This is a genomic window from Sinorhizobium sp. CB7 (assembly GCF_041357635.1).
Lineage (GTDB): Bacteria > Pseudomonadota > Alphaproteobacteria > Rhizobiales > Rhizobiaceae > Rhizobium.
Genome location: NZ_JAULLL010000020.1, coordinates 120,046 through 141,393, shown reverse-complemented (window position 1 = coordinate 141,393; position 21,348 = coordinate 120,046). Strand labels below are relative to the sequence as shown.

Here is a 21,348-nt window from a genome sequence, read left to right as displayed (position 1 = left end):
CCGTTTTGGAGGGAGAAGCATGAGCTTATTCAAGACTATAACTGCCGCGGCAATGCTCGCCAGCATGGCTTTTGCCATGCCTGTGAAGGCCGCCGATAAGGGCCTTGTCGGCGTCGCAATGCCGACCAAGTCCTCGGCACGCTGGATCGCCGACGGCGACAATATGGTCAAGGTATTGAAGGAACGCGGTTACGACGTGGATCTGCAGTATGCGGAAGACGACGTGCCGAACCAGCTTTCACAGATCGAGAACATGATCACGAAGGGCGCCAAGGTGCTGGTGATCGCATCGATCGACGGCACGACGCTGTCCGACGTTCTGCAGCAGGCAGCTGACAAGAAGATCAAGGTCATCGCCTATGACCGCCTGATCCGCGACACCCCGAACGTCGACTATTACGCGACCTTCGACAATTTCCAGGTCGGCGTGCTGCAGGCACAGTCGATCGTCAAGGGACTGAAGGCAGATCAGGAAGCCGGCCCGTTCAACATCGAACTGTTCGGCGGTTCGCCGGACGACAACAATGCCTATTTCTTCTATGACGGCGCCATGAGCGTGCTGAAGCCCCTGATCGACAGCGGCAAGCTCGTCGTCGGCAGCGGCCAGATGGGCATGGACAAGGTCTCGACCCTGCGTTGGGACGGAGCGACCGCTCAGGCCCGCATGGACGCGATTCTCAGCGCCTACTACGCCGACAAGGAGCTCAACGCAGTTCTGTCGCCCTATGACGGCATCTCCATCGGCATCCTGTCTTCGCTGAAGGGTGTCGGCTATGGCAGCGGCGACATGCCGATGCCGATCGTCAGCGGCCAGGACGCCGAGGTTCCCTCGGTGAAGTCCATTCTCGCCGGTGAGCAGTATTCGACCATCTTCAAGGATACGCGCGACCTCGCCAAGGTTACCGTCGACATGGTCGACGCGCTGATGAACGGCAAGGAACCCGTGACCAACGACACCAAGACCTACAACAACGGTGTCAAGGTCGTTCCGTCCTACCTGCTGAAGCCGGTTGTTGTCGACAAGAGCAACTGGAAGAGCGTGCTGGTCGATAGCGGCTACTACGCCGCCGCCCAGATCCAGTAAGGCTTGCGGATCGCGGGTGGCGCGACGGCTCGATGCCGGCGCGCAACCTCGACCGTCAAACCGGAGTATGATCCAATGACCATATCCGCCAGTTTGGCTGAAAGGCCCCCCATTCTCGAGATGCGTGGCATCTCCAAATCGTTCGGCGCGGTCAAGGCGTTGACCGATGTCAGTTTCACCGTGCGCGAAGGCGAGATCCATGCGCTGGTGGGAGAGAACGGCGCCGGCAAATCGACGTTGATGAAGGTGCTCTCCGGCGTCTATCCGCACGGAAGCTACGAAGGGTCCATCCTCTTTGCCGGGGAAGAACGCCGTTTCCGCGACATCAACGATTCGGAAGCGCTCAGCATCATCATCATTCACCAGGAACTGGCGCTGATTCCGCTGATGTCGATCGCGGAGAATATCTTCCTCGCCAATCCGCCCGCCCGTTTCGGCGTCATCGACCGCTCGGCCGTGCATGAGCGCACCAAGGCTCTGCTGGCGAAGGTGGGGCTGGCCGAGGCGCCCGACACGCTAATCACCAATCTCGGCGTCGGCAAGCAGCAGCTCGTCGAAATCGCTAAGGCACTTTCGAAGGACGTGCGCCTGCTCATTCTGGACGAGCCGACGGCAAGCCTGAACGAGAACGACAGCGCAGCCCTCCTCGAGCTCCTCAAGGAGTTTCGAGCCCACGGCATCACTTCGATCCTGATTTCGCACAAGCTGAACGAGATTTCCGCCGTCGCCGACCAGATCACGGTTCTGCGCGATGGCCGCTCCGTCGCCACCCTCGACTGCCACGCCCAGGTGATCGAAGAGGACGACATCATCCGCAAGATGGTCGACCGGGACCTGGAAAGCCGCTACCCCAAGCGTACCCCGAAGATCGGCGAGACCATCTTCGAAATCGCGAACTGGTCGGTCCATCATCCGCAGCATGTCGAGCGGAAAGTCGTCAAGAATGTCAGCCTGTCGGCGCGCGCCGGCGAAATCGTCGGCATTTCCGGCCTGATGGGCGCCGGGCGGACGGAATTCGCCATGAGCGTGTTCGGCCGCTCCTGGGGCCGCGACATCACCGGCGAGGTTCGCATGCGCGGCAAGCCCGTCGACGTCTCGACCGTGGACCGGGCGATTGCCGCCGGCCTTGCCTATGTCACCGAGGATCGAAAGAGCCTAGGCCTCATCCTGGCGGAAGATATCCGCAAGAACGTCTCGCTTGCCCATCTCAAGGGGGTCGCCGAAAAGGGCGTCATCGATGACATAGCTGAGATGAAAGTTGCGCAGGATTACCGCCAGCGCATGCGCATCCGCAGCCACAATGTCTATCAGGAGACGGGAAAGCTCTCGGGCGGCAACCAGCAGAAGGTTGTGCTGTCGAAATGGCTGTTCACCGGTCCTGACGTGCTGATCCTCGACGAGCCGACCCGCGGCATCGATGTCGGTGCGAAATACGAAATCTATTCGATCATCAACGAGCTGGCCGATGCCGGCAAGGCCGTCATCGTCATCTCCTCGGAAATGCCGGAGCTGATCGGCATATGCGATCGGATCATGGTCATGCACGAGGGTGCCTTCGTCGGCGAGGTCGCCGGTGAAGAGGCGACCCAGGAAAACATCATGCGCGCCATCATGCGGCGCAAAGGGAGAGAAGAATGAGCAACCCTCCAAACACGCTGTCCGCGCCTCAGACGGCATCGGGCTTCCTCAAGGACAACCTGCGCGATTACGGCATGCTGATCTCGCTGGTCGCCATCGTCATCTTCTTCCAGTTTGCGACCGGCGGCACCTTGCTGAAGCCGTTGAACCTGACGAACCTGGTGCTGCAAAACAGCTATATCGTCATCATGGCGCTCGGCATGTTGATGGTGATCGTCACCGGGCATATCGATCTCTCGGTCGGGTCCGTCGCCGGTTTCATCGGCGCGATCGCCGCGGTGCTGATGGTTCATTGGGGGGTGAACTTCATTGTGGCAGGTATCATCTGCCTCGTCATCGGCGGGCTGATCGGAGCGGCGCAGGGTTTCTGGGTCGCCTATTTCAAGATACCCTCCTTCATCGTCACGCTCGCCGGCATGCTCGTCTTCAAGGGGCTGATGCTGACCTTCCTCGGTGGCCAGTCGGTAGGTCCCTTCTCACCGGTATTCCAGAAGCTGTCTTCGGGCTTCATTCCCGAATTCATCTCCTCGTCCGGTGGCCTCTACGTGACATCGCTGCTGCTTGGGCTGGTGCTTGCGGTTCTCCTGATCCGGCAGAATTTCGCAAGCCGCGCGCGGCGGCTGTCGCACGGCGTCGAGACCGAGCCATTCGGTTTCTTCATCGGCAAGAACGTCGTCATTTTCGCCGTGATCGGTTTCCTTGCCTACCTGCTCGCCTCGCATCGCGGCATGCCGAACGTCCTGATCATCATGGCATTGCTGATCGCAGCCTACGGCTTCGTGATGAACCGCACCATCATCGGGCGGCAGATCTATGCCGTTGGCGGTAATATCAAGGCGGCACAGCTCTCCGGCATCAAGACCGCGCGCCTGACCTTCTTCACCTTCGTCAACATGGGCGTGCTCGCAGCACTCGCCGGACTGGTTTTCGCAGCCCGTCTGAACACGGCGACGCCGAAGGCCGGCATCGGCTTCGAGCTCGATGTCATTGCGGCCTGCTTCATCGGCGGCGCGTCCGCCTATGGCGGCGTCGGCAAGGTCACGGGTGCCGTCATCGGCGCCTTCATCATGGGCGTGATGAACAACGGCATGTCGATCCTCGGCATCGGCATTGACTACCAGCAGGTGATCAAGGGCCTGGTTCTGCTCGGCGCCGTCTGCGTCGACGTCTATAACCAGCGCCGCTGATACGACCAAAATCGCAAGCATGCAGCGCAGGGCCGGCGGGTGATCCCCGCCGGCCCTGATTTCGTTCAAGCATCGACTACTCCTTCACCGCGCCCGTCATCGACGACACGTAGTAGTCGACGAAGAACGAGTAGAGCAGCACCACCGGCAGCGAGCCGAACAGTGCTCCGGCCATCAGCGAACCCCATTCGAAGACGTCGCCGCGCACCAGCTCCGTCAGGACGCCGACGGGAATGGTTTTGTTCTCCGAAGACTGAATGAAGGTGAGCGCATAGATGAACTCGTTCCACGACAAGGTGAAGGCGAAGATGCCCGCCGAGATCAGACCGGGGACTGCGAGCGGCAGGATGATCTTGACGAGAATCTGCCATCGTGTAGCCCCGTCCACCAATGCGCTCTCCTCGAGCTCGAACGGGATCGAGCGGAAATAGCCCATCAGCAGCCAGGTGCAGAAGGGAATGAGGAAGGTCGGATAGGTGAAGATCAACGCAAGCCTTGAGTCATAGATTCCAAGCTTGAAGACGATGAAGGCGAGCGGAATGAAGAGGATCGAGGGCGGCACCAGATAGGCGAGGAAGATCAGCAGCCCGATCGGTCGCGATCCGCTGAAACGCACGCGCTCGATCGCATAGGCGGCAAAGACCGAGGCAGCCAGGGACAGGATTGTCGACCCGACGGCGACCAGCATCGTGTTCCAGAGCCAACCGGGATAGGAGGTCTCGAAAAACAGGTACTTGATGTGATCAAGTGTCGGATTGACGACCCAGAAGGGGCTGTGATGCGCGTAGTCCGTCAATTGCGCGTTCGGCTTTATCGCCGTGATTGCCATCCAATAGAATGGAAACAGCAACACGAAGACGAAAACTGCCATGGGAAGATAGAGGAGTACGACCCTGCGCGGCAGGCGATTGAGATAGCTCATGCCCTCCGCATTGTCGGTCAGGATATCGCTACTGGTTGTCGTGTTAGTGCTCATGATGATCTCCTCCGCCTCAATCCTGGCCGCCCTGCTGCCATTTGCGGCGCTGCAGCCCGAAGAAGCTGAACATGATTGCGGCGAGCAGGAACGGGATCATGGCGACAGCGATTGCAGCACCTTCGCCGAGCTGTCCTCCCGGTATACCGCGCTGGAAGGAAAGCGTCGCCATCAGATGCGTCGCATTGACCGGCCCACCCTTGGTCAGAACGTAGATGAGCTGGAAATCAGTGAAGGTGAAGAGCACCGAGAAGGTCATCACCACCGCAATGATCGGCGTCAGCATTGGCAGTGTCACGTGTCGGAAACGCTGCCAGCTCGTCGCGCCGTCGAGCGACGCCGCCTCCTGCAGCGACTGCGGAATGGTCTGCAGGCCAGCCAGCAGCGAAATGGCGACGAAGGGGATACCGCGCCAGACATTGGCGGCGATGACGGAGATCCGGGCGTTAGTCGGGTCTCCGAGGAAATTGATCGGGCGGTCGATTAGGCCGAGCTGCATCAGCGACCAAGAGATGATCGAGAACTGGGAATCGTAGATCCACCAGAAGGCCAGTGCCGAAAGCACTGTCGGCACGACCCAGGGAAGCAGTACGATCGCCCGGAAGAAGGACTTGAAGGGCAGGTTCTCGTTGAGCAGCAATGCCAGCCAAAGGCCGAGAACGAACTTCAGCACCGATGCCACGAAGGTGTAGAGCAACGTATTGAAGACGGCGAGCCAGAAGACGGAATCCCTGGCCAGGAACTGGTAATTCTCAAGGCCGATGAAAATGCCGTCGCGACCGATGCGCGTGTCGGTGAAACCGAGCCAGACCCCCAGACCCAGCGGATAGGTCAGGAAGCAGACAAGAAATACTGCCGCCGGCAGCATGAACAGAAAGCCGAGGACGTTGTTGTTCTGAAAGAGCAACGCCATGGCAGTCGGCGGTTTTCCGGACGGTACGGTGGCCATTGTCATCTCCGGCTCGAATTGGTCTCTTCCGATGCTCCGCCGGCGCTTGCGCCGGTGGAGCTTTTTCGACGTTGGTTTCGCCGAAAGTCTAGACGCGATAATAGCGGTTCGCCCGCTTCTCGGCCTGGGCGACAGCGTCTTCCGGCGTCATCTGGCCGGTGACCGCGACCGCGAACATGTCGACGAGCACATAATCCGCCATCGTTGCCGCCGAGGCATAACCCAACGGTCCGGCATAGCCGTTCGGGCGCAGCGTCTCAGAGGCACGTGCATAGGGCGCGTGGATCGGATCGGCGGTCCAGACCGGATTGTTTGCGAAGGCCTTCAACGGCTGGCAGCAATAGGCACTCGAGCCCTCGATCCAGGCATTCATCTGGTCGCCTTCCATCATGAACTTGATGTAGGCTTTTGCGGCTTCCGGATATTTCGTGTGGTTGAAGAGAAGCAGCGAGCTCGTCTGGTGCAGTTCGACGCTCTTGCCCACGGGACCGATCGGGAAGTTCGTGGTTCTGATATCGGCTGCGATTTCGGCCAATGCCGGATCCTTCTTCGCCGCATAGTAAAGCGACACGCCATTTGCGGTCAGGGAAATCTGGCCCGCGAGGAAGGCACGGTTGTTATTGATATCCTGCCAGCTCTCCGTGCCTGGAATGAAGGTCTCGTACATCGCCTTGGCATAGTTGATGGCAGCCAGCGTTTCCGGGCTGTTGATGACGACCTTGCCGCTCTCGTCCACCATCTTGCCGCCATGGCTCCAGAGCAGCCAATGGGCATAGTTGTTGCCGTCGCCGACGGCCTTGCCGTGCGGGAAGCCTGCGGGCGTTCCTTTGGCCTTCATTGCCTTGCAAAGTTCCAGGAACCCTGCCGTATCCTTCGGAAACTCGCTGAAGCCCGCCGCCTTGACGTGACTGTCCCGATAGCAGACGGCATTGCCGATCGCGGTCAGCGGCATGGCGATAAACTTATCGCCGCGTGAAGCATAGCCCTTCAGGCCGTCGTACCAGCCGCCATATTTATTGCCAAGATAGTTGGCGAGCTCGGTCAGATCGACGAGCTTGTCCGGGTATTGATGGGCGTCATCGAACCAGCACATGATGAGGTCCGGCCCCGAGCCGACATTGGCGGCAACCGCAGCCTTGGGGCGAATGTCTTCCCAGCTCTCCTTGTCGATACGGACTTCGACACCGGTTGCTTCGGTAAATTTCTTGGTGTTCGCCAGCCACGCATCCTCGTCGCCTTTGACGAACGGCGTCCAGCGCAGCAACCTGAGGCTTGCGCCCTCTTCCGGCTTGTAGCTCGGCTCAGCTTGCGCGAAGGACGGCCGCAGGCCGAGGCCCATCACGCCGGCAGCGGCCGCGGATGCGGCTAGAAAATCGCGTCTCTTGAAAGTCATGATACTCCTCCGTTGAAAAGCGGGAGCAGATCCTTCCGGCATTCACCGTCCCGCTTGGCGAATGCGGCAGCAGTTTCCGCAATGACGGCCAAGAATGGAAAGGCTCCTCCCCTTTCCACTCCCCGCAAAGCGGCATCAATCAGAAAGTCGCCTGCCACCGTCGGCATCGAACAGGTGGACATGCGCGCCATCGATCGAAAGGCGAATGGTCTCGCCGGGCCGGGCACCGACGCGTTCCCGGAAAATGCAGGTCACGTCGCTGCCGCCCAGCTTCACGATCATCTGGGTCTCATAGCCGGTCGGCTCAATGACGACGACCTCTGCCGGCAGACCGTTGGGGTCGATGCTGATATATTCCGGCCGCAGTCCATAGACGAGCTCGCGCCCCTTCGCTTGAGACATGGGCTTTGCGACTGGAAGGATCGTACCGTCAGGGGCAATGAACTCACCGGAATTTTCCGGATTGAGCCTGCCTTTGATCATGTTCATTGCCGGAGAACCTATGAAGCCCGCGACGAAAAGATTTGCAGGCTTATCATAGAGCTCGAGAGGCGCACCGACCTGCTCGACGATGCCGTCATGCATGACGACGATCTTGTCGGCCATAGTCATGGCTTCGATCTGATCATGGGTGACGTACACCGTCGTCGTTTTCAGCCGTTGATGCAGTTCCTTGATCTCCGCGCGCATGGCGACGCGCAGCTTGGCATCGAGGTTCGACAGCGGCTCGTCGAAGAGAAACACCTGCGGGTCCCGCACGATGGCACGCCCCATGGCAACGCGCTGGCGTTGCCCGCCGGAGAGCTGGCGCGGATAACGGTCGAGCAACTTCGAGAGGCCGAGGATTTCGGCGGCGGTGTTCACGCGCTTGTCCATGTCGGATTTCGGCGACCGCTTGAGCATCAGCGAAAAGGCCATGTTCTGGGCGACGGTCATATGGGGATAAAGCGCATAATTCTGGAAGACCATCGCGATGTCGCGATCTTTCGGCGGCAGCGTGTTGACGACGCGCTCCCCGATGCGGATTTCGCCGGCGGAAATGTTTTCCAGACCGGCAAGCATCCGCAGTAGCGTGGATTTCCCGCATCCCGAAGGGCCGACGAGGATGACGAACTCCCCGTCCTCGATTTCGATGTTTACCCCCTTTATGACTGGTACCGCACCAAACGATTTCCTGACATCGACGAAGTCAACTGCTGCCATTATGGCTCCTCCCAAAACCTGCATTTTCACCGTTGGCGTTGGTACCCGCGATCCTCTCCTCCAGGATTTTTTACGGGCATTCCAGCCAGTCCCGGCTTCCCTCTCCTATCCTCTGCCGACGAAAGGCATCTGTGTCGCCATGACCGTCATAGTGAGGACGTTCGCATCCAACGGCAGGCTCGCCATGTAGACCACCGCACGCGCGATGTGCTCGACGGGGATGGTCGGCTCAGCGGCCAACTCGCCACTTGCCTGCAATACCCCTGTGCTCATCTTCGAGGTCATGTCCGTCGAGGCATTCCCGATATCGATCTGGCCGCAGGCGATATCGAAACTCCGTCCATCGAGCGCGGTCGATTTTGTCAGACCCGTGATGGCATGCTTGGTCGCCGTATAGGGCGCCGAATTGGGGCGCGGAGTCGTTGCCGACACCGAGCCGTTGTTAATGATGCGGCCGCCGCGGGGGGTCTGTGTCTTCATTAGGCGGAAGGCCTGTTGCGTGCACAGGAAGGCGCCGGTCAGGTTCGAAGCAAGAATGTTGCTCCACTGATCGAAGGTTACGTCTTCCAATGGAATCGCAGGCACGTTCGAGCCGGCATTGTTGACCAGCAGATCGAGCCGTCCGAAGTCGGCGCGGATCGAGCCGAACAGCTTTTCGACCTTGCCTGGATCTCCGATATCACAAACGACCGCGCGGACCGTGCCGCCCGTCGCCGCCGACATTTCCGCAGCTGCCTTCTCCAGGATATCGGCGCGTCGTCCGGTAATGACAACCGTATATCCTTCAGCGCTGAGGCCATGCGCGATACTTTGGCCGACACCGGTGCCGCCACCGGTCACCAGCGCAATCTTATCTTTGCCCGTGGTCGAGGGGGCTGCCATGTCAGATCTTTCCTCCGAGTTCGTCCTCGATATGGATCCTTATGATCTCGTCGAAGCTGGTTTCCGCGGTGAAGCCGAGTGCGCTTGCCCGACGCGCGTCAAAATCCGTCGCCCAGCCGGAAACAATCGATCGAATGACCGGATCCGGCTCCCTGCGGATGAGATTGACGGCCTTCCGACCGGCCACACGCTCCAGGGCCGCGATCTCCTCGCCGACAAGGGCGGAAAGGCCCGGCATGGTCAGATTGCGCCGGGGGCCGATCCGGCTGGTATCGATACGGGCGGCATGAACGAAAAAGCCGACCGCCGAGCGCGGGCTTGCAAACCAGTGGCGGACATTCTCGTCGACCGGCAGCACGGCCTCCTTCCCTGCCAGCGGCTCGCGCAGGATGTTGGAAAAGAAGCCCGATGCCGCCTTGTTCGGCTTGCCGGGGCGAACGCAGATGGTCGGAAGCCGGATGCCGATCCCGTCGAAAATGCCGCGTCTGGTGTAATCCGCCAACAGCAGCTCGCAAATCGCCTTCTGCGTACCGTAACTGGTCAGTGGCGTCGTGAAGAACTCATCGCCGATCTTGTCGGGGAAGGGTTCGCCGAAGACTGCGATCGAGGATGCGAAGATGACGCGAGGCAGATAAGCTTCCCTTTGCCCTTCCCGACGGACGGCTTCGAAGAGCTCACGCGTGCCGTCAAGATTGACCTTGTAACCCTTCTCGAAATCGGCCTCCGCCTCGCCCGACACGATCGCTGCGAGATGAAAGATCAAATCGGGACGCGATGCAACCAGTTTGGCGATCGCTCCTTCATCCGTGAGATCGGCGGCAAGAGCCGTCGCCACTGATGACAGGGCGGGAGGAATCGGCGGCTGCACCACATCGACGAGCGTCAGTTTCCCGATCTCACGACCGAGCGCTCCGGCCTCGGAGCCAAGCCTTTCTATCAGCTTTCGGCCGACCATGCCGGCCGCGCCCGTCACCATCACATGCATTTCGCCGAACCTCCTTGTTGGCCTTCGCGAACGATACGGTCAGCACACCGTTTTTCCCGGGATCGCCTTTGCCGTACTTCGCCCTTGGCTGGCGAGCATTTCCTTGGTTGTTTCGTAGATGCGCAGGAGATGGCGCCGGAAACCGGCGACCACTGCATCCTCGTCACGCCTCGCCAGTGCATCGACGATCGCGGCGTGATCGCTATAGCTGGCCGCGACGGCGCCCGGCCGAGACATGGCGTTGCGCCTGTTGTCCATCATGTAGGTGTAGAGATCGGTGACGAAATCCGACAGAAGTGGATTGCCGCAAGCCCTGTAGATCGCCATATGGAATTCACGATCGCAGATCAGGAAACGCATCGCATCGTCGCCGCAAAGCCGCTGCGCTTCCAGCAGGCTTTCCAGCTTGCGCAGCGTCTCATCGTCGATATTTCGGGCCGCATCGCCGACGACCTTGAGTTCGATGTGCAATCTCGCCGCATGCACGTCATCGAGATCATAGCTGTCGATCGCATTCGGGGAGGCGATGGTCACCGTCAGATGGCTGAGATCGACATTCGCGACTCGGCTCCTGCTCCCATGGGAAACCTCGATGATCTGGCGGGCGGCCAGCATCTGCACTGCGCCGCGCACGGTCTCCCGGCTGACATGCAGGACATTCGCCAGCTCGCGCTCGCCCGGGAGTTCGTCGCCGGGGCGCAGCATGTTCGTCGCAATCAGCACCATGAGCTTCTCGGCGATGACCTCACGCGCAGTGCGCCTGTCGAGGCGATGCCCGACGTTCGGCATTTGCGCAAGAATCGGACTGCCATCGATCATCGCCACCTCCCTGGCTACTGGTCGGTCCAGCAGATCAGTTGAGTAGATGTCTCAACAGGGCTTCCGTCAAGGGAGGTTCGTCGCCGCATTGCAGCAAATCATTCTTGCGCTGCACGTGAAGCGAGCGGATTGCGGCTTCGTCGTTGCGGTCGCGGCGGCGACGACTAACCATTCGGATCAATTGACTTATGGGGCCGAAGGCATAATTTTTGCGGTCGTGGAATGTCATCCGCCATCGCAACGGATGGCGAAATCCGGAGCAAGAGCGGCGGCAAGGGAGATGACGCCAGCCTTTGTTCCAGGCAACCTGTGGAGGATGGGATTGCCATGCGGTACCGTGTTCTTTCGACTTGCGTATTTCTTGCCGCTTTTTCTTCGTTCAACGCCGCAGCACAGGAAGGTGATGCCGCGGCGGGCGCTACTGTTTTCAAGAAATGCGCCACTTGTCATATCGCCGATACGGATAAGAACAAGGTCGGCCCTTCGCTGAACGGCCTGTTTGGCAGAAAGGCTGGAACACATCCGGGCTTCAGCTATTCGGCGGCGATGAAGCAGGCCGGCGAGAGCGGCCTTGTCTGGGACGACGCCGCGCTGCGCGATTATCTGCACGACCCGAAGTTGAAGGTTAAGGGAACGAAAATGGCATTCGTCGGGCTGAAGGATGATACCGAGATCACCAATCTCATCGCCTATCTGAAGCAATTCTCCAAGCAATAGACAGGGTGTGGGACGCCGCTCCTTCTCTCTCACAAGCAGGATCGAGGGTGTCCACCACCCCTCAGGCGACACTGACACCTGGTTGTTTGCTCATGCAAAACGTTTCCGTCGTTGGAATTGCCCGCATGGCTTGTTCATGAGATACTACTAACAAACGTTGGCCGATTGCGGAAAGCTTTCGCAGGCGGATCACGGTTTCAGGGAGCGGGAAATGGCTATAGCGCTGATTCTGGTTCTACTGGTGGTGGGATCTGTCGTATTCCATCTTCTCAGCCCTTGGTGGTGGACTCCGATAGCGTCCAACTGGAGCTACATCGACCATACGATTACCATCACCTTCGTCATCACCGGCATTGTTTTCGTGGCCGTGGTCCTGTTCATGGCCTATTGCATCTTCCGCTTCCGTCACCGACCCGGAAACCAGGCCGCCTACGAACCCGAAAATAGGCGGCTGGAAACATGGCTCGCGGTAGGAACGGCTGTGGGCGTCGCGGCAATGCTCACGCCCGGCCTGTTCGTATGGCACCAGTTCGTCACCGTTCCGCCCGACGCCCATCAGATCGAGATCGTCGGCCAGCAGTGGCAGTGGAGTTTCCGGTTGCCGGGCGCGGACGGTCGGTTGGGGAGAGCCGACACCCGTGATGTCACGCCCGACAACCCCCTCGGATTAAACAAAAACGACACTGCTGGGCTCGACGATGTGATCGTCGAAGGAGGCGAATTGCATGTGCCCGTCGGCAAGCCGGTCAAGGTGCTGCTGCGCTCGATAGACGTCGTCCATGATTTTTATGTGCCGGAATTCCGGGCAAAGATGGACATGATCCCGGGCATGGTGACCTATTTCTGGATCACGCCGACACGGACCGGAACTTTCGACGTTCTGTGCGCCGAGCTTTGCGGCGTCGGGCATCCGCAGATGCGTGGAACGGTCATGGTGGATGAGGAGACCGCCTATCAGGCCTGGCTGCAGCAGCAGCCGACCTTCACGCAGATGCTGGCATCGAAAGAGACGCTACCGGCGAACTGAGAGCGGGCTATCGGAGGAACGAGGAGGAGATACCATGGTCGATATTCGATCCGGCGCCGGGGACGTTATCCACCCCGCCGAAGTCGAGGATGTGGAACTCTATCATCCGAGGAGCTGGTGGACGAAATATGTCTTCAGCCAGGATGCCAAGACTATCGCCGTCCAGTATTCGATCACGGCCATGGCGATCGGCTTCGTGGCGCTCGTCCTCTCCTGGTTGATGCGCATCCAGCTCGCCTTTCCCGGTTACTTCTCCTTCATCGATGCCGATCACTACTATCAGTTCATCACCATGCACGGGATGATCATGGTGATCTATCTCCTGACGGCCCTGTTTCTCGGCGGCTTCGGCAACTACCTCATTCCGCTGATGCTTGGCGCCCGGGACATGGTCTTTCCCTATGCCAACATGCTGAGCTACTGGGTCTATCTGCTCGCCGTGCTGGTTTTGGTCGCCAGTTTCTTCGCGCCGGGAGGACCGACGGGCGCCGGCTGGACGCTCTATCCGCCCCAGGCCATCCTCTCCGGTACGCCGGGCGGGCGCGACTGGGGCATCATCCTGATGCTGTCGTCGCTGATTCTGTTCATCATCGGTTTCACGATGGGTGGGCTGAACTACGTGGTTACCGTTCTGCAGGGGCGTACGCGCGGCATGACCCTGATGCGCATGCCGCTGACGGTCTGGGGCATTTTCACGGCGACGGTCATGGCGCTGCTTGCCTTTCCGGCTCTTTTCGTCGCCGCCGTCATGATGCTGTTCGACCGGTTGCTCGGGACGAGTTTCTTCATGCCCTCCATCGTCGAGATGGGCGAACAACTGCAGCAGGGAGGCGGAAGCCCGATCCTGTTCCAGCATCTGTTCTGGTTCTTCGGTCACCCCGAGGTTTACATCGTGGCGCTGCCGGCCTTCGGCATCGTCTCGGATCTGATCAGCACACACGCGCGAAAGAACATCTTCGGTTACCGCATGATGGTCTGGGCGATCCTCATCATCGCAGCACTCAGCTTCATTGTCTGGGCGCACCACATGTATGTCAGCGGCATGAATCCCAACTTCGGCTTCTTCTTTGCCGTTACGACGCTCATCATCGCGGTTCCGACCGCGATCAAGGTCTACAATTGGGTGCTGACGCTCTGGAAGGGCGACATCCATCTGACGCTGCCGATGCTGTTCGCCCTTGCCTTCATCGTCACCTTCGTCAATGGGGGGCTGACGGGACTGTTTCTCGGCAACGTCGTCGTCGACGTACCGCTGTCGGACACGATGTTCGTCGTCGCGCATTTCCACATGGTGATGGGCGTGGCGCCGATCCTGGTCATCTTCGGAGCGATCTACCACTGGTATCCAAAAGTCACCGGGCACATGCTGAACGAGGTGATGGGAAGGATCCATTTCTGGATCACCTTTCTCGGTACCTATGCGATCTTCTTCCCCATGCACTATCTCGGCCTGGTCGGCGTGCCGCGCCGCTACTATGAGCTTGGCGAGACAGCCTTTATTCCGTCCTCCGTCCACACGCTGAACGTCTTCATCACGGTGATGGCGCTGATCGTCGGTGCAGCACAGATCGTCTTCCTGTTCAATCTGGTCTGGAGCCTCTTCCGCGGCCGGGAAGCCGGGGGCAATCCCTGGCACGCAACGACGCTGGAATGGCAGACGCCGCAAACGCCACCAGCGCACGGCAACTGGGGGAAGGAGCTGCCCGTCGTCTATCGCTGGGCCTATGACTATAGCGTGCCGGGCAATGGCGACGATTTTCTTCCACAGAACAAGCCTGGTCCCGACAGGGTGGCGCTGGGAGCCACCTCATGAGCATCATGCTGATTTTTCTCGCTGTCATCGTCGCTATTGTTCTGTGGTGGATGGGACAGAACCGGCTGACCTCTAAACCATGGCTGGAAGTGGGGCCGACGCCGGGCGGATTCCATGACAGGCGCCCATCGATCGAGCCCGCCAAGATCGGTCTTGGCATTTTCCTCGCCGTTGTCGGGGGCCTCTTCGCGCTTCTCATCAGCGCCTACTTCATGCGCATGACGGCCGCCGACTGGTGGGCTACGCCTGTCCCGCGGCTGCTCTGGATAAACACCACCATGCTGGCGCTCAGCAGCGCCACGATGGAATGGGCAAGGGCCGAAGCACGGCGCAGCCGATACGACATGGTACGTCTTGGCATGGTGGCGGGACTTACAACCGCAATCCTCTTTCTTGCCGGACAGATCATGGCGTGGCGTGAGCTTAACGCAGCCGGCTACGTGCTTTCCGACAATCCCGCCAACAGCTTCTTCTACATGCTCACCGGTCTGCACGGCCTCCACATTCTCGGCGGTCTTGCGGTGCTCGGTCGCACGACAGTCCGAGCGTTCGGCGGCAGCGTCTCCCTGAAGAGGCTTCGCCTAAGCCTCGACCTGTGCGCCGTCTATTGGCATTTCATGCTCGCCGTCTGGCTGGTTCTCTTCGCGCTCTTTGCCGGATGGGCGAATGACTTCGTCGATCTCTGCCGCCAATTGATTTCATGAGGCTGAAAGATGGTTCAATACACGCAAGTCGACACCGGTGAAACGCTCCAGAGGCCCGAGGGCCTGCGCGGTATCGCAGCCGACCTCTCCTCCGATCAGCGGGCGTTCAAGAACGTCTCCTGGGGAAAGGCCATGATGTGGATCTTTCTCCTGAGCGACACCTTCGTTTTCGGCTGTTTCCTGCTGGCCTACATGACGGCACGCATGTCGACGCCGGTTCCCTGGCCAAACCCCAGCGAAGTCTTTGCGCTCAACATCGGCGGGCAGGAGATCCCTCTGATCCTGATTGCCATCATGACCTTCATTCTCATCAGCAGCAGTGGCACCATGGCGATGGCGGTCAATTTCGGATATCGTCGCGAACGCGGCAAGACGGCCGCCCTGATGCTGGTGACGGCGGCTTTCGGCGCGACATTCGTCGGCATGCAGGCGTTCGAATGGACGAAGCTGATTACGGAGGGCGTGCGGCCCTGGGAGAACCCCTGGGGTGCTGCGCAATTCGGTTCCTCCTTTTTCATGATCACCGGATTTCACGGCACCCATGTCACCATCGGCGTAATCTTCCTGCTCATCACCGCCCGCAAGGTCTGGCGCGGCGACTTCGACACGGGACGACGGGGCTTCTTCACCAGTCGCAAGGGCCATTACGAGATCGTCGAGATCATGGGTCTCTACTGGCACTTCGTCGACCTGGTCTGGGTTTTCATCTTCGCATTCTTCTATCTGTGGTGAGGAACGCAACATGGCGCAGGCGCAAGCACATTCCACGCAGCAGCACCCGATCAAGCTTTACCTCCTGGTGTGGGGACTGCTCTTCGTTCTCAGCACGTTTTCCTACTTGGTCGATTATTTCGGCATCCAGGGCTATCTCCGCTGGTTTCTGATCCTGGCATTCATGATGCTAAAGGCAGGGCTGATCGTAGCCGTCTTCATGCACATGGCCTGGGAGCGACTGGCTCTGGTCTATGCGATCCTGGTTCCACCGGTCCTTGTCCTGGTATTCGTCGCGATGATGGTATCGGAGTCGAATTATACGATTTTCACGCGCTTGGAGTTCCTGGGCACGGGAATGTAGGCACAGAACTCCGAACCAAGATTCCGCGCTCGACGCTTGAAATGTTCACTTTTTGTTCTTGATCGCTATGCCTTCTGGGCCTATCCTGCCGGACACGTTTTGTGGAGGCGGGCTGACCAAGCCCGATGGCGGAGTATGCCTATCAAACGTCCTGAACAACTCTCGCTCGATCTGCCCTCGCTTAGCTCCCCTGGTCGGCGGCGAGTCGCGAAGATATCTTCCGAAAATCTGTTCTTTGGCATAGTGCCCGAGCCAGATATTGCGGCGCGTGCAATCGATCTCATGCAACGATTCGGAGCTGCCGCTTTTCGCCTGCAGGGCAAGTTCTATCAACCGGAACGACTCCACGTCACGCTCAACTTTCTTGGCGCTTACCCGATTCTTCGAGAAGATATCGTGTTCGCCGCCATGCAGGCGGGAGCATCTATTGCGATAGCCCCGTTCTCAGTCACGTTCGATCGGCTGGCGAGCTTCGAAACCGGTCCGAACGGTGCGCTTGTATTGCGCTGCGCTGCCGGCACGCGGCAATTAACGATATTGCATCGCGCGATCGACGAAGCCCTCGCCTATTTCGCTGTACATCCCGGCCGGCGGGCGAGCTTCGTGCCTCACCTGACACTGTTTCGCGGGCGCAACTCGATTGACGAGACGCGGCTCGACGAGCCGCTGACATGGACGGTTCGAGAGTTCAAGCTGATCCATAGCCTTTATGGACGAAGTCAGCACAAGCACATCGAGCGCTGGCCGTTGCTCGAACAATAGCTCGGCCATCACTCCCGCACCGGGCAAGCCTCGCCAATGATGTTCGCAAGGAAATCCATGACGCTACGGATCGCGGGGGATCGCCTGAGATCCGGATAGGTGACCAGCCAGAGGTCGCGCGCGGGTGATGGGATCGGAGGCTCCAGACGCACGAGCGCGGGGTCTCGGTCCCCGACGAAGACCGGCAGGGCAACAACGCCAAGCCCTGCGCGCGCCGCCTCCTGCTGGCCGAAAACGTCGTTTGCCCTGAAGATGATCTCGCGCCCGCCGAGGATGCTTTGTAGCCACACCTGTTGGGTCAGGTGCTCCAATGCAATATCATATCCGATGAAACTCCAGTTTGTAGGAGGGCGCGCCGCCACGTCCGGCGTGGCATAGAGACCGAAGCGCATGACGCCGATCCGCTTGACGAGGAGAGCGCCCTCGTCCGGGCGCGTCATGCGCAGCGCGATATCGGCCTCTCCCCTATCCAGGGCGACGTTGCCTGTAGCACCTGAGACTGTCAGCGTTATGTCAGGATGCGCCCTATGGAAGGCGACGATGCGCGGTGCGATCAGGCGTGCGGCGACAGATGGCGGTGCACTGACCCTGACTGCTGCAGACGGTCTTTCTGGCACGGTCTTCGAATAGCGGCGGATCTCCTCCACGGCATCATCCATGCGCGTTACAATCGATGCTACGGCACGGCCATCGGCGGTCAAGGGTGAGCTTCGCGGAAGGCGGTCGATCAGGCGAAGGTCGAGCGCACGCTCCAACGCGGCGATCCGCCGGCCGACGGTGGCATGATCAACGCCGAGCTCTCGCGCGGCCGCCGACAACGATCCGGTGCGGGCAAGTGCTGAAAAATGAAGAAGATCCTGCCAGTCGATCATCGGTGCATTATTGCACCAATATTCCGCAAAGACACCGAATTTATTCGCAATCTTTTTCGTGCTGGATTGAGCGGGAAAGGAGATTTTCCATGCCTCTTGCCATCACTCTCTCCGCACCGGGCGGTGCGGATATGCTGAAATCGGCCGATCTTCCCGTCGCTCAGCCGGCTCCCGGCGAGGCGCAGATCCGCCAAAGCGCCATTGGCGTCAATTTTGTCGACATCTATTACCGCAGCGGTCTGTATCCGATGCCGCAGGGGCACAATATCGTTGGGCTTGAAGGTGCCGGAGTTATCACGGCCGTGGGATCACAGGTTGACGGGTTGAGGGTCGGCGACCGCGTCGCTTATACCGGTCATCCGCTCGGCGGCTATGCCGAGATCCGCAACCTGCCCGCATCACGGCTGGTCCTTGTACCGGACGGCGTGAGCGACCGCATAGCCGGCAGTTCCATGCTGCGTGGGCTGACAGCGCATATGCTGCTTTACAAGGTTCATCGACTGCGGCCGGGCGAGTGGGTTCTCGTCCATGCGGCCGCGGGTGGTCTCGGGCAGATCGTGACGCGTTGGGCGCGCCGTCTCGGCGGTCGAGTGATCGGCACGGTCGGCTCCGAGGCCAAAATGGCGATTGCACGCGAGGCTGGAGCCGAAGCCGTGTTGCTTCATACGTCCGGCAACTGGGTTGAGGAGACGCGCCGTATTGCCGATGGCAGGGGCGTGCACCTTGCCGTGGACGGTATCGGCGGAACGACCTTGTCGCAAACGCTCGCCACAGTCCGCCCCTTCGGGATCGCGGCAAGCCTTGGCCAGCCGGCCGGGCCGATTCCGCCTGTTCGCGTCGAGGAACTCAGCGCTCCGCGCGTCATCGGCTTGATGCGGCCCAGCGTGCTGGCCTATGCGAACGAACCGGATTTCTACCGGAAGGGTGCAGCCGATCTGTTCGAGGTGCTGCAGAATGGGCTGATCAATCCGATCGGCAACGAATATCCCCTCGCGGAAGCAGCCAGGGCCCATGCCGATCTGGAGGCCGGACGCACGACCGGCAGCGTCATTCTCACCGTATAGATGAGATCGTTCAACCACCTCATGCACCCTGCACGTGCCGCCGGTCTCCAGAATCGGCGGCATTTGCTGACGCGTTAAGCTAAATGGCGGTGATCCTCTCGCCTATGCTTCGCCTTTCTTCCCCTGTGAAAGCCGACCCGAAGTGCGGTGACGCCATCACCACACTCGGATATAGATCGGGAAACAAAGACGGAGGACAGAAATGGAAATATCCGAGATCGTCATCGCCGGGGATATGCCCGGCATCGAATGGCGGCTGCCGGTCCTGCGTTTCAAGGGAAGCCAACGGGACGCACCAAAGGTCTACACGCAAGCAGCGCTGCACGCCGGCGAGCTTCCAGGCACGGCGGTCCTGCACTTTCTTTGCGAGAGATTGCGCCAGGCAGAAAGCGAAGGTGCGCTTCTCGGCGACGTTACAGTCGTGCCTCACGCCAATCCGATCGGGGCGGCTCAATCGCATTTCGGCGAGTTGCAGGGTCGATTCGATCTCGGCTCGCGGGTCAATTTCAATCGCGATTTTCCGCTGATTTCCGTCAAGGATCGCGAATCCCTCGTCGAGGATCTCGATCAGTATCCGGCTACAGATCGACTGAAGCGCCAGCTTCTGCGTATGGCACTTGAGGCCGACTTGGTGCTCGATCTGCATTGCGACGACGAGTCCTTGCAATATGCTTATATCGACGAGGCATTTTGGCCGGAGGCGTCCGACCTCGCTGCTGCGCTCCAGATGGACGCGGTGCTGATTTCCGATGGTGAAAGCTCGGCTTTCGAGGAAGCCGTCGGCTTCGCCTGGAAATACGAGGTGGCAGGCGAGAAGAAATCCCAGCTACCAGGCAAGCTTTCGGTCACTGTCGAACTGCGCGGCACGCGCGATGTCTACCCCGATATGGCAAAGAAGGACGCGGAAGGACTCTGGCGCTTCCTTGCAGGACGCGGCGTCGTCAACGACGCGGCTGTGTCCCCGGGCAGCTTTGCCGGACCTGCCGCACCCCTCGACAATATCGAGATGATCCGCGCACCGCAGGCGGGCGTGGTGCTGTTTCATCGCAATATCGGAGAGCAGGTTGCCGAAGGCGACCTGCTTGCCACGCTGGTTACGGCACCCGGCATGCCGGACGGGAGCCTCGACATTCATGCACCGCAGGCCGGCCTGATCGTCACCCGCGTCTCCGACCGCCTTGTGCGGCGGCGAGGCGACCTGATGAAGATCGCGTGCGGGAGCCCGAGCAAAGCGGCGCGTAAGGCCGGAACACTGGAGGATTGAGCGTGGCGATCACGATCTACGGCATCAAGAATTGCGACACGATGAAGAAGGCGCGCTCCTGGCTCGAAGACCATGGCGTCGCCTATGACTTCCATGATTACAAGGCGCTGGGCATCGATCGCGACCATCTGCAGAAATGGATTTCAGAGGCTGGCTGGGAAACCGTGCTCAATCGCGCCGGCACCACATTCCGCAAGCTTCCGGATGCCGATCGCGCCGATCTCACTGAGGAAAAGGCGATCGCTTTGATGCTCGCTCAGCCGTCGATGATCAAGCGACCGGTGTTGGAGGCCAATGGCGAGCTGCTGATCGGCTTCAAGCCGGAGAGCTACGCGGCGCTTTTCAAGATCGCCGCGTAAGGGTGGGGCCATGTCCAAGACCACTCGCGCCACGCAAAGTCTCGCGGCCGCCAAGATTGCCTTTACGGTTCACGCCTATGACTACGATCCGAATGCCGAACGCATCGGTCTGCAGGCGGCGGAGGCTCTCGGCGAAGAGCCGCATCGCGTGCTGAAGACGCTGATGGCCGAGGTGGATGGAAAGCCCGTCTGTGTCGTCGTTCCCTCGGATCGCGAGGTCAGCATGAAGAGGCTTGCAAGCGCCTTCGGTGGCAAGTCTGCAAATATGATGAAACCTGCCGATGCCGAACGGTTGACCGGCTACCATGTCGGCGGCATCAGCCCCTTCGGTCAGAAGAAAATTGTCCCGACGGCCATCGAGGAAGCAGCCATGGGCGAAGCTCTCGTCTACATTAATGGCGGTCAGCGCGGCTTGCAGGTCCGGCTCGATCCCAAGGATGCGCTGAAGGTCCTGAGGGCTGTTGCCGCGCCACTCGTGGCATAGAGCCGGATGATCTCAGTTCGAATCGACCTGAGATCTGAATCCGCCGCTAAATCAAAAAGTGAGAGCGGGATGTCGCCCGAAAACCGCGCAC

At 59.9% G+C, this 21,348-nt stretch carries 22 protein-coding genes; 14 read left to right on the top strand and 8 right to left on the bottom strand.

Annotated elements, in window-relative coordinates; translation table 11 throughout:
* Positions 1 to 52 precede the first annotated feature (52 nt).
* The 3 genes from chvE to mmsB all read left to right on the top strand — a co-directional run bounded on the left by chvE (position 53) and on the right by mmsB (position 3,909).
* Positions 53 to 1,084, top strand: coding sequence for a multiple monosaccharide ABC transporter substrate-binding protein (gene chvE / locus AAE029_RS29675; protein ID WP_371076516.1), 1,032 nt, complete (start codon positions 53 to 55; stop codon positions 1,082 to 1,084).
* A 75-nt stretch (positions 1,085 to 1,159) separates the two neighbouring features.
* On the top strand, positions 1,160 to 2,722 hold the full coding sequence (mmsA, locus tag AAE029_RS29670; RefSeq protein ID WP_371076500.1) for a multiple monosaccharide ABC transporter ATP-binding protein: 1,563 nt from the start codon (positions 1,160 to 1,162) through the stop codon (positions 2,720 to 2,722).
* Positions 2,719 to 3,909, top strand: coding sequence for a multiple monosaccharide ABC transporter permease (gene mmsB, locus AAE029_RS29665; RefSeq protein ID WP_371076499.1), 1,191 nt, complete (start codon positions 2,719 to 2,721; stop codon positions 3,907 to 3,909). The genes mmsA and mmsB overlap by 4 nt, the downstream gene beginning before the upstream one ends.
* Positions 3,910 to 3,985: 76 nt before the next feature.
* On the opposite strand, the gene AAE029_RS29660 is transcribed toward mmsB, so the two are convergent.
* The 7 genes from AAE029_RS29660 to AAE029_RS29630 form a co-directional block, all read right to left on the bottom strand.
* The gene (locus tag AAE029_RS29660; protein ID WP_371076498.1) at positions 3,986 to 4,885 is read right to left on the bottom strand and encodes a carbohydrate ABC transporter permease; all 900 of its coding nucleotides are present in this window, start codon (positions 4,883 to 4,885) and stop codon (positions 3,986 to 3,988) included.
* A 16-nt stretch (positions 4,886 to 4,901) separates the two neighbouring features.
* Positions 4,902 to 5,834 carry a carbohydrate ABC transporter permease gene (locus AAE029_RS29655; protein ID WP_371076497.1) on the bottom strand — a complete coding sequence of 311 codons (933 nt, stop codon included), beginning with the start codon at positions 5,832 to 5,834 and terminating at the stop codon, positions 4,902 to 4,904.
* Positions 5,835 to 5,922: 88 nt separating this feature from the next.
* Entirely contained in the window at positions 5,923 to 7,227 is a 1,305-nt protein-coding gene (locus AAE029_RS29650) for an ABC transporter substrate-binding protein (protein ID WP_371076496.1), read from the bottom strand.
* Positions 7,228 to 7,362: 135 nt separating this feature from the next.
* Positions 7,363 to 8,430, bottom strand: coding sequence for an ABC transporter ATP-binding protein (locus tag AAE029_RS29645; protein WP_371076495.1), 1,068 nt, complete (start codon positions 8,428 to 8,430; stop codon positions 7,363 to 7,365).
* 105 nt (positions 8,431 to 8,535) lie between these two features.
* Positions 8,536 to 9,312, bottom strand: a complete 777-nt coding sequence (locus AAE029_RS29640) for an SDR family oxidoreductase (protein WP_371076494.1) — start codon at positions 9,310 to 9,312, stop codon at positions 8,536 to 8,538.
* A gap of 1 nt (position 9,313) precedes the next feature.
* Positions 9,314 to 10,297: a D-erythronate dehydrogenase gene (gene denD / locus AAE029_RS29635; RefSeq protein WP_371076493.1), complete on the bottom strand. Its 984-nt coding sequence runs from the start codon at positions 10,295 to 10,297 to the stop codon at positions 9,314 to 9,316.
* Between the two features lie 39 nt (positions 10,298 to 10,336).
* Positions 10,337 to 11,113 (bottom strand): FadR/GntR family transcriptional regulator, encoded by a 777-nt coding sequence (locus AAE029_RS29630; protein WP_371076515.1) that lies wholly within the window; start codon positions 11,111 to 11,113, stop codon positions 10,337 to 10,339.
* A gap of 330 nt (positions 11,114 to 11,443) precedes the next feature.
* On the opposite strand from AAE029_RS29630, the gene AAE029_RS29625 reads away from it, so the two are divergent.
* The 7 genes from AAE029_RS29625 to thpR all read left to right on the top strand — a co-directional run bounded on the left by AAE029_RS29625 (position 11,444) and on the right by thpR (position 17,214).
* Entirely contained in the window at positions 11,444 to 11,833 is a 390-nt protein-coding gene (locus tag AAE029_RS29625; protein WP_371076492.1) for a cytochrome c family protein, read from the top strand.
* Positions 11,834 to 12,044: 211 nt separating this feature from the next.
* Positions 12,045 to 12,860 carry a cytochrome c oxidase subunit II gene (locus tag AAE029_RS29620; RefSeq protein ID WP_371076491.1) on the top strand — a complete coding sequence of 272 codons (816 nt, stop codon included), beginning with the start codon at positions 12,045 to 12,047 and terminating at the stop codon, positions 12,858 to 12,860.
* 34 nt (positions 12,861 to 12,894) lie between these two features.
* Positions 12,895 to 14,673 carry a cytochrome c oxidase subunit I gene (ctaD, locus tag AAE029_RS29615; protein WP_371076490.1) on the top strand — a complete coding sequence of 593 codons (1,779 nt, stop codon included), beginning with the start codon at positions 12,895 to 12,897 and terminating at the stop codon, positions 14,671 to 14,673.
* Positions 14,670 to 15,377 carry a cytochrome c oxidase subunit 3 gene (locus AAE029_RS29610; RefSeq protein ID WP_371076489.1) on the top strand — a complete coding sequence of 236 codons (708 nt, stop codon included), beginning with the start codon at positions 14,670 to 14,672 and terminating at the stop codon, positions 15,375 to 15,377. The genes ctaD and AAE029_RS29610 overlap by 4 nt, the downstream gene beginning before the upstream one ends.
* A 9-nt stretch (positions 15,378 to 15,386) precedes the next feature.
* Complete coding sequence (locus AAE029_RS29605; protein WP_371076488.1) at positions 15,387 to 16,109, top strand: heme-copper oxidase subunit III family protein; 723 nt, start codon at positions 15,387 to 15,389, stop codon at positions 16,107 to 16,109.
* 10 nt (positions 16,110 to 16,119) lie between these two features.
* Complete coding sequence (locus tag AAE029_RS29600; protein WP_371076487.1) at positions 16,120 to 16,452, top strand: cytochrome C oxidase subunit IV family protein; 333 nt, start codon at positions 16,120 to 16,122, stop codon at positions 16,450 to 16,452.
* 135 nt (positions 16,453 to 16,587) lie between these two features.
* The gene (gene thpR, locus AAE029_RS29595; RefSeq protein ID WP_371076486.1) at positions 16,588 to 17,214 is read left to right on the top strand and encodes an RNA 2',3'-cyclic phosphodiesterase; all 627 of its coding nucleotides are present in this window, start codon (positions 16,588 to 16,590) and stop codon (positions 17,212 to 17,214) included.
* An 8-nt stretch (positions 17,215 to 17,222) separates the two neighbouring features.
* Here the strand turns inward: thpR and AAE029_RS29590 are convergent, their stop codons facing one another.
* Positions 17,223 to 18,086, bottom strand: a complete 864-nt coding sequence (locus AAE029_RS29590; RefSeq protein WP_371076485.1) for a LysR family transcriptional regulator — start codon at positions 18,084 to 18,086, stop codon at positions 17,223 to 17,225.
* Between the two features lie 89 nt (positions 18,087 to 18,175).
* Between AAE029_RS29590 and AAE029_RS29585 the strand changes: the two genes are divergently transcribed.
* From AAE029_RS29585 to ybaK, 4 genes are all read left to right on the top strand, one after another.
* Positions 18,176 to 19,150 (top strand): quinone oxidoreductase, encoded by a 975-nt coding sequence (locus tag AAE029_RS29585; RefSeq protein WP_371076484.1) that lies wholly within the window; start codon positions 18,176 to 18,178, stop codon positions 19,148 to 19,150.
* Between the two features lie 202 nt (positions 19,151 to 19,352).
* Complete coding sequence (locus AAE029_RS29580; protein ID WP_371076483.1) at positions 19,353 to 20,414, top strand: succinylglutamate desuccinylase/aspartoacylase family protein; 1,062 nt, start codon at positions 19,353 to 19,355, stop codon at positions 20,412 to 20,414.
* A 2-nt stretch (positions 20,415 to 20,416) separates the two neighbouring features.
* Positions 20,417 to 20,773, top strand: a complete 357-nt coding sequence (locus tag AAE029_RS29575) for an ArsC family reductase (RefSeq protein WP_371076482.1) — start codon at positions 20,417 to 20,419, stop codon at positions 20,771 to 20,773.
* A gap of 10 nt (positions 20,774 to 20,783) precedes the next feature.
* The gene (gene ybaK / locus AAE029_RS29570) at positions 20,784 to 21,257 is read left to right on the top strand and encodes a Cys-tRNA(Pro) deacylase (protein ID WP_371076481.1); all 474 of its coding nucleotides are present in this window, start codon (positions 20,784 to 20,786) and stop codon (positions 21,255 to 21,257) included.
* Positions 21,258 to 21,348: the final 91 nt, after the last annotated feature.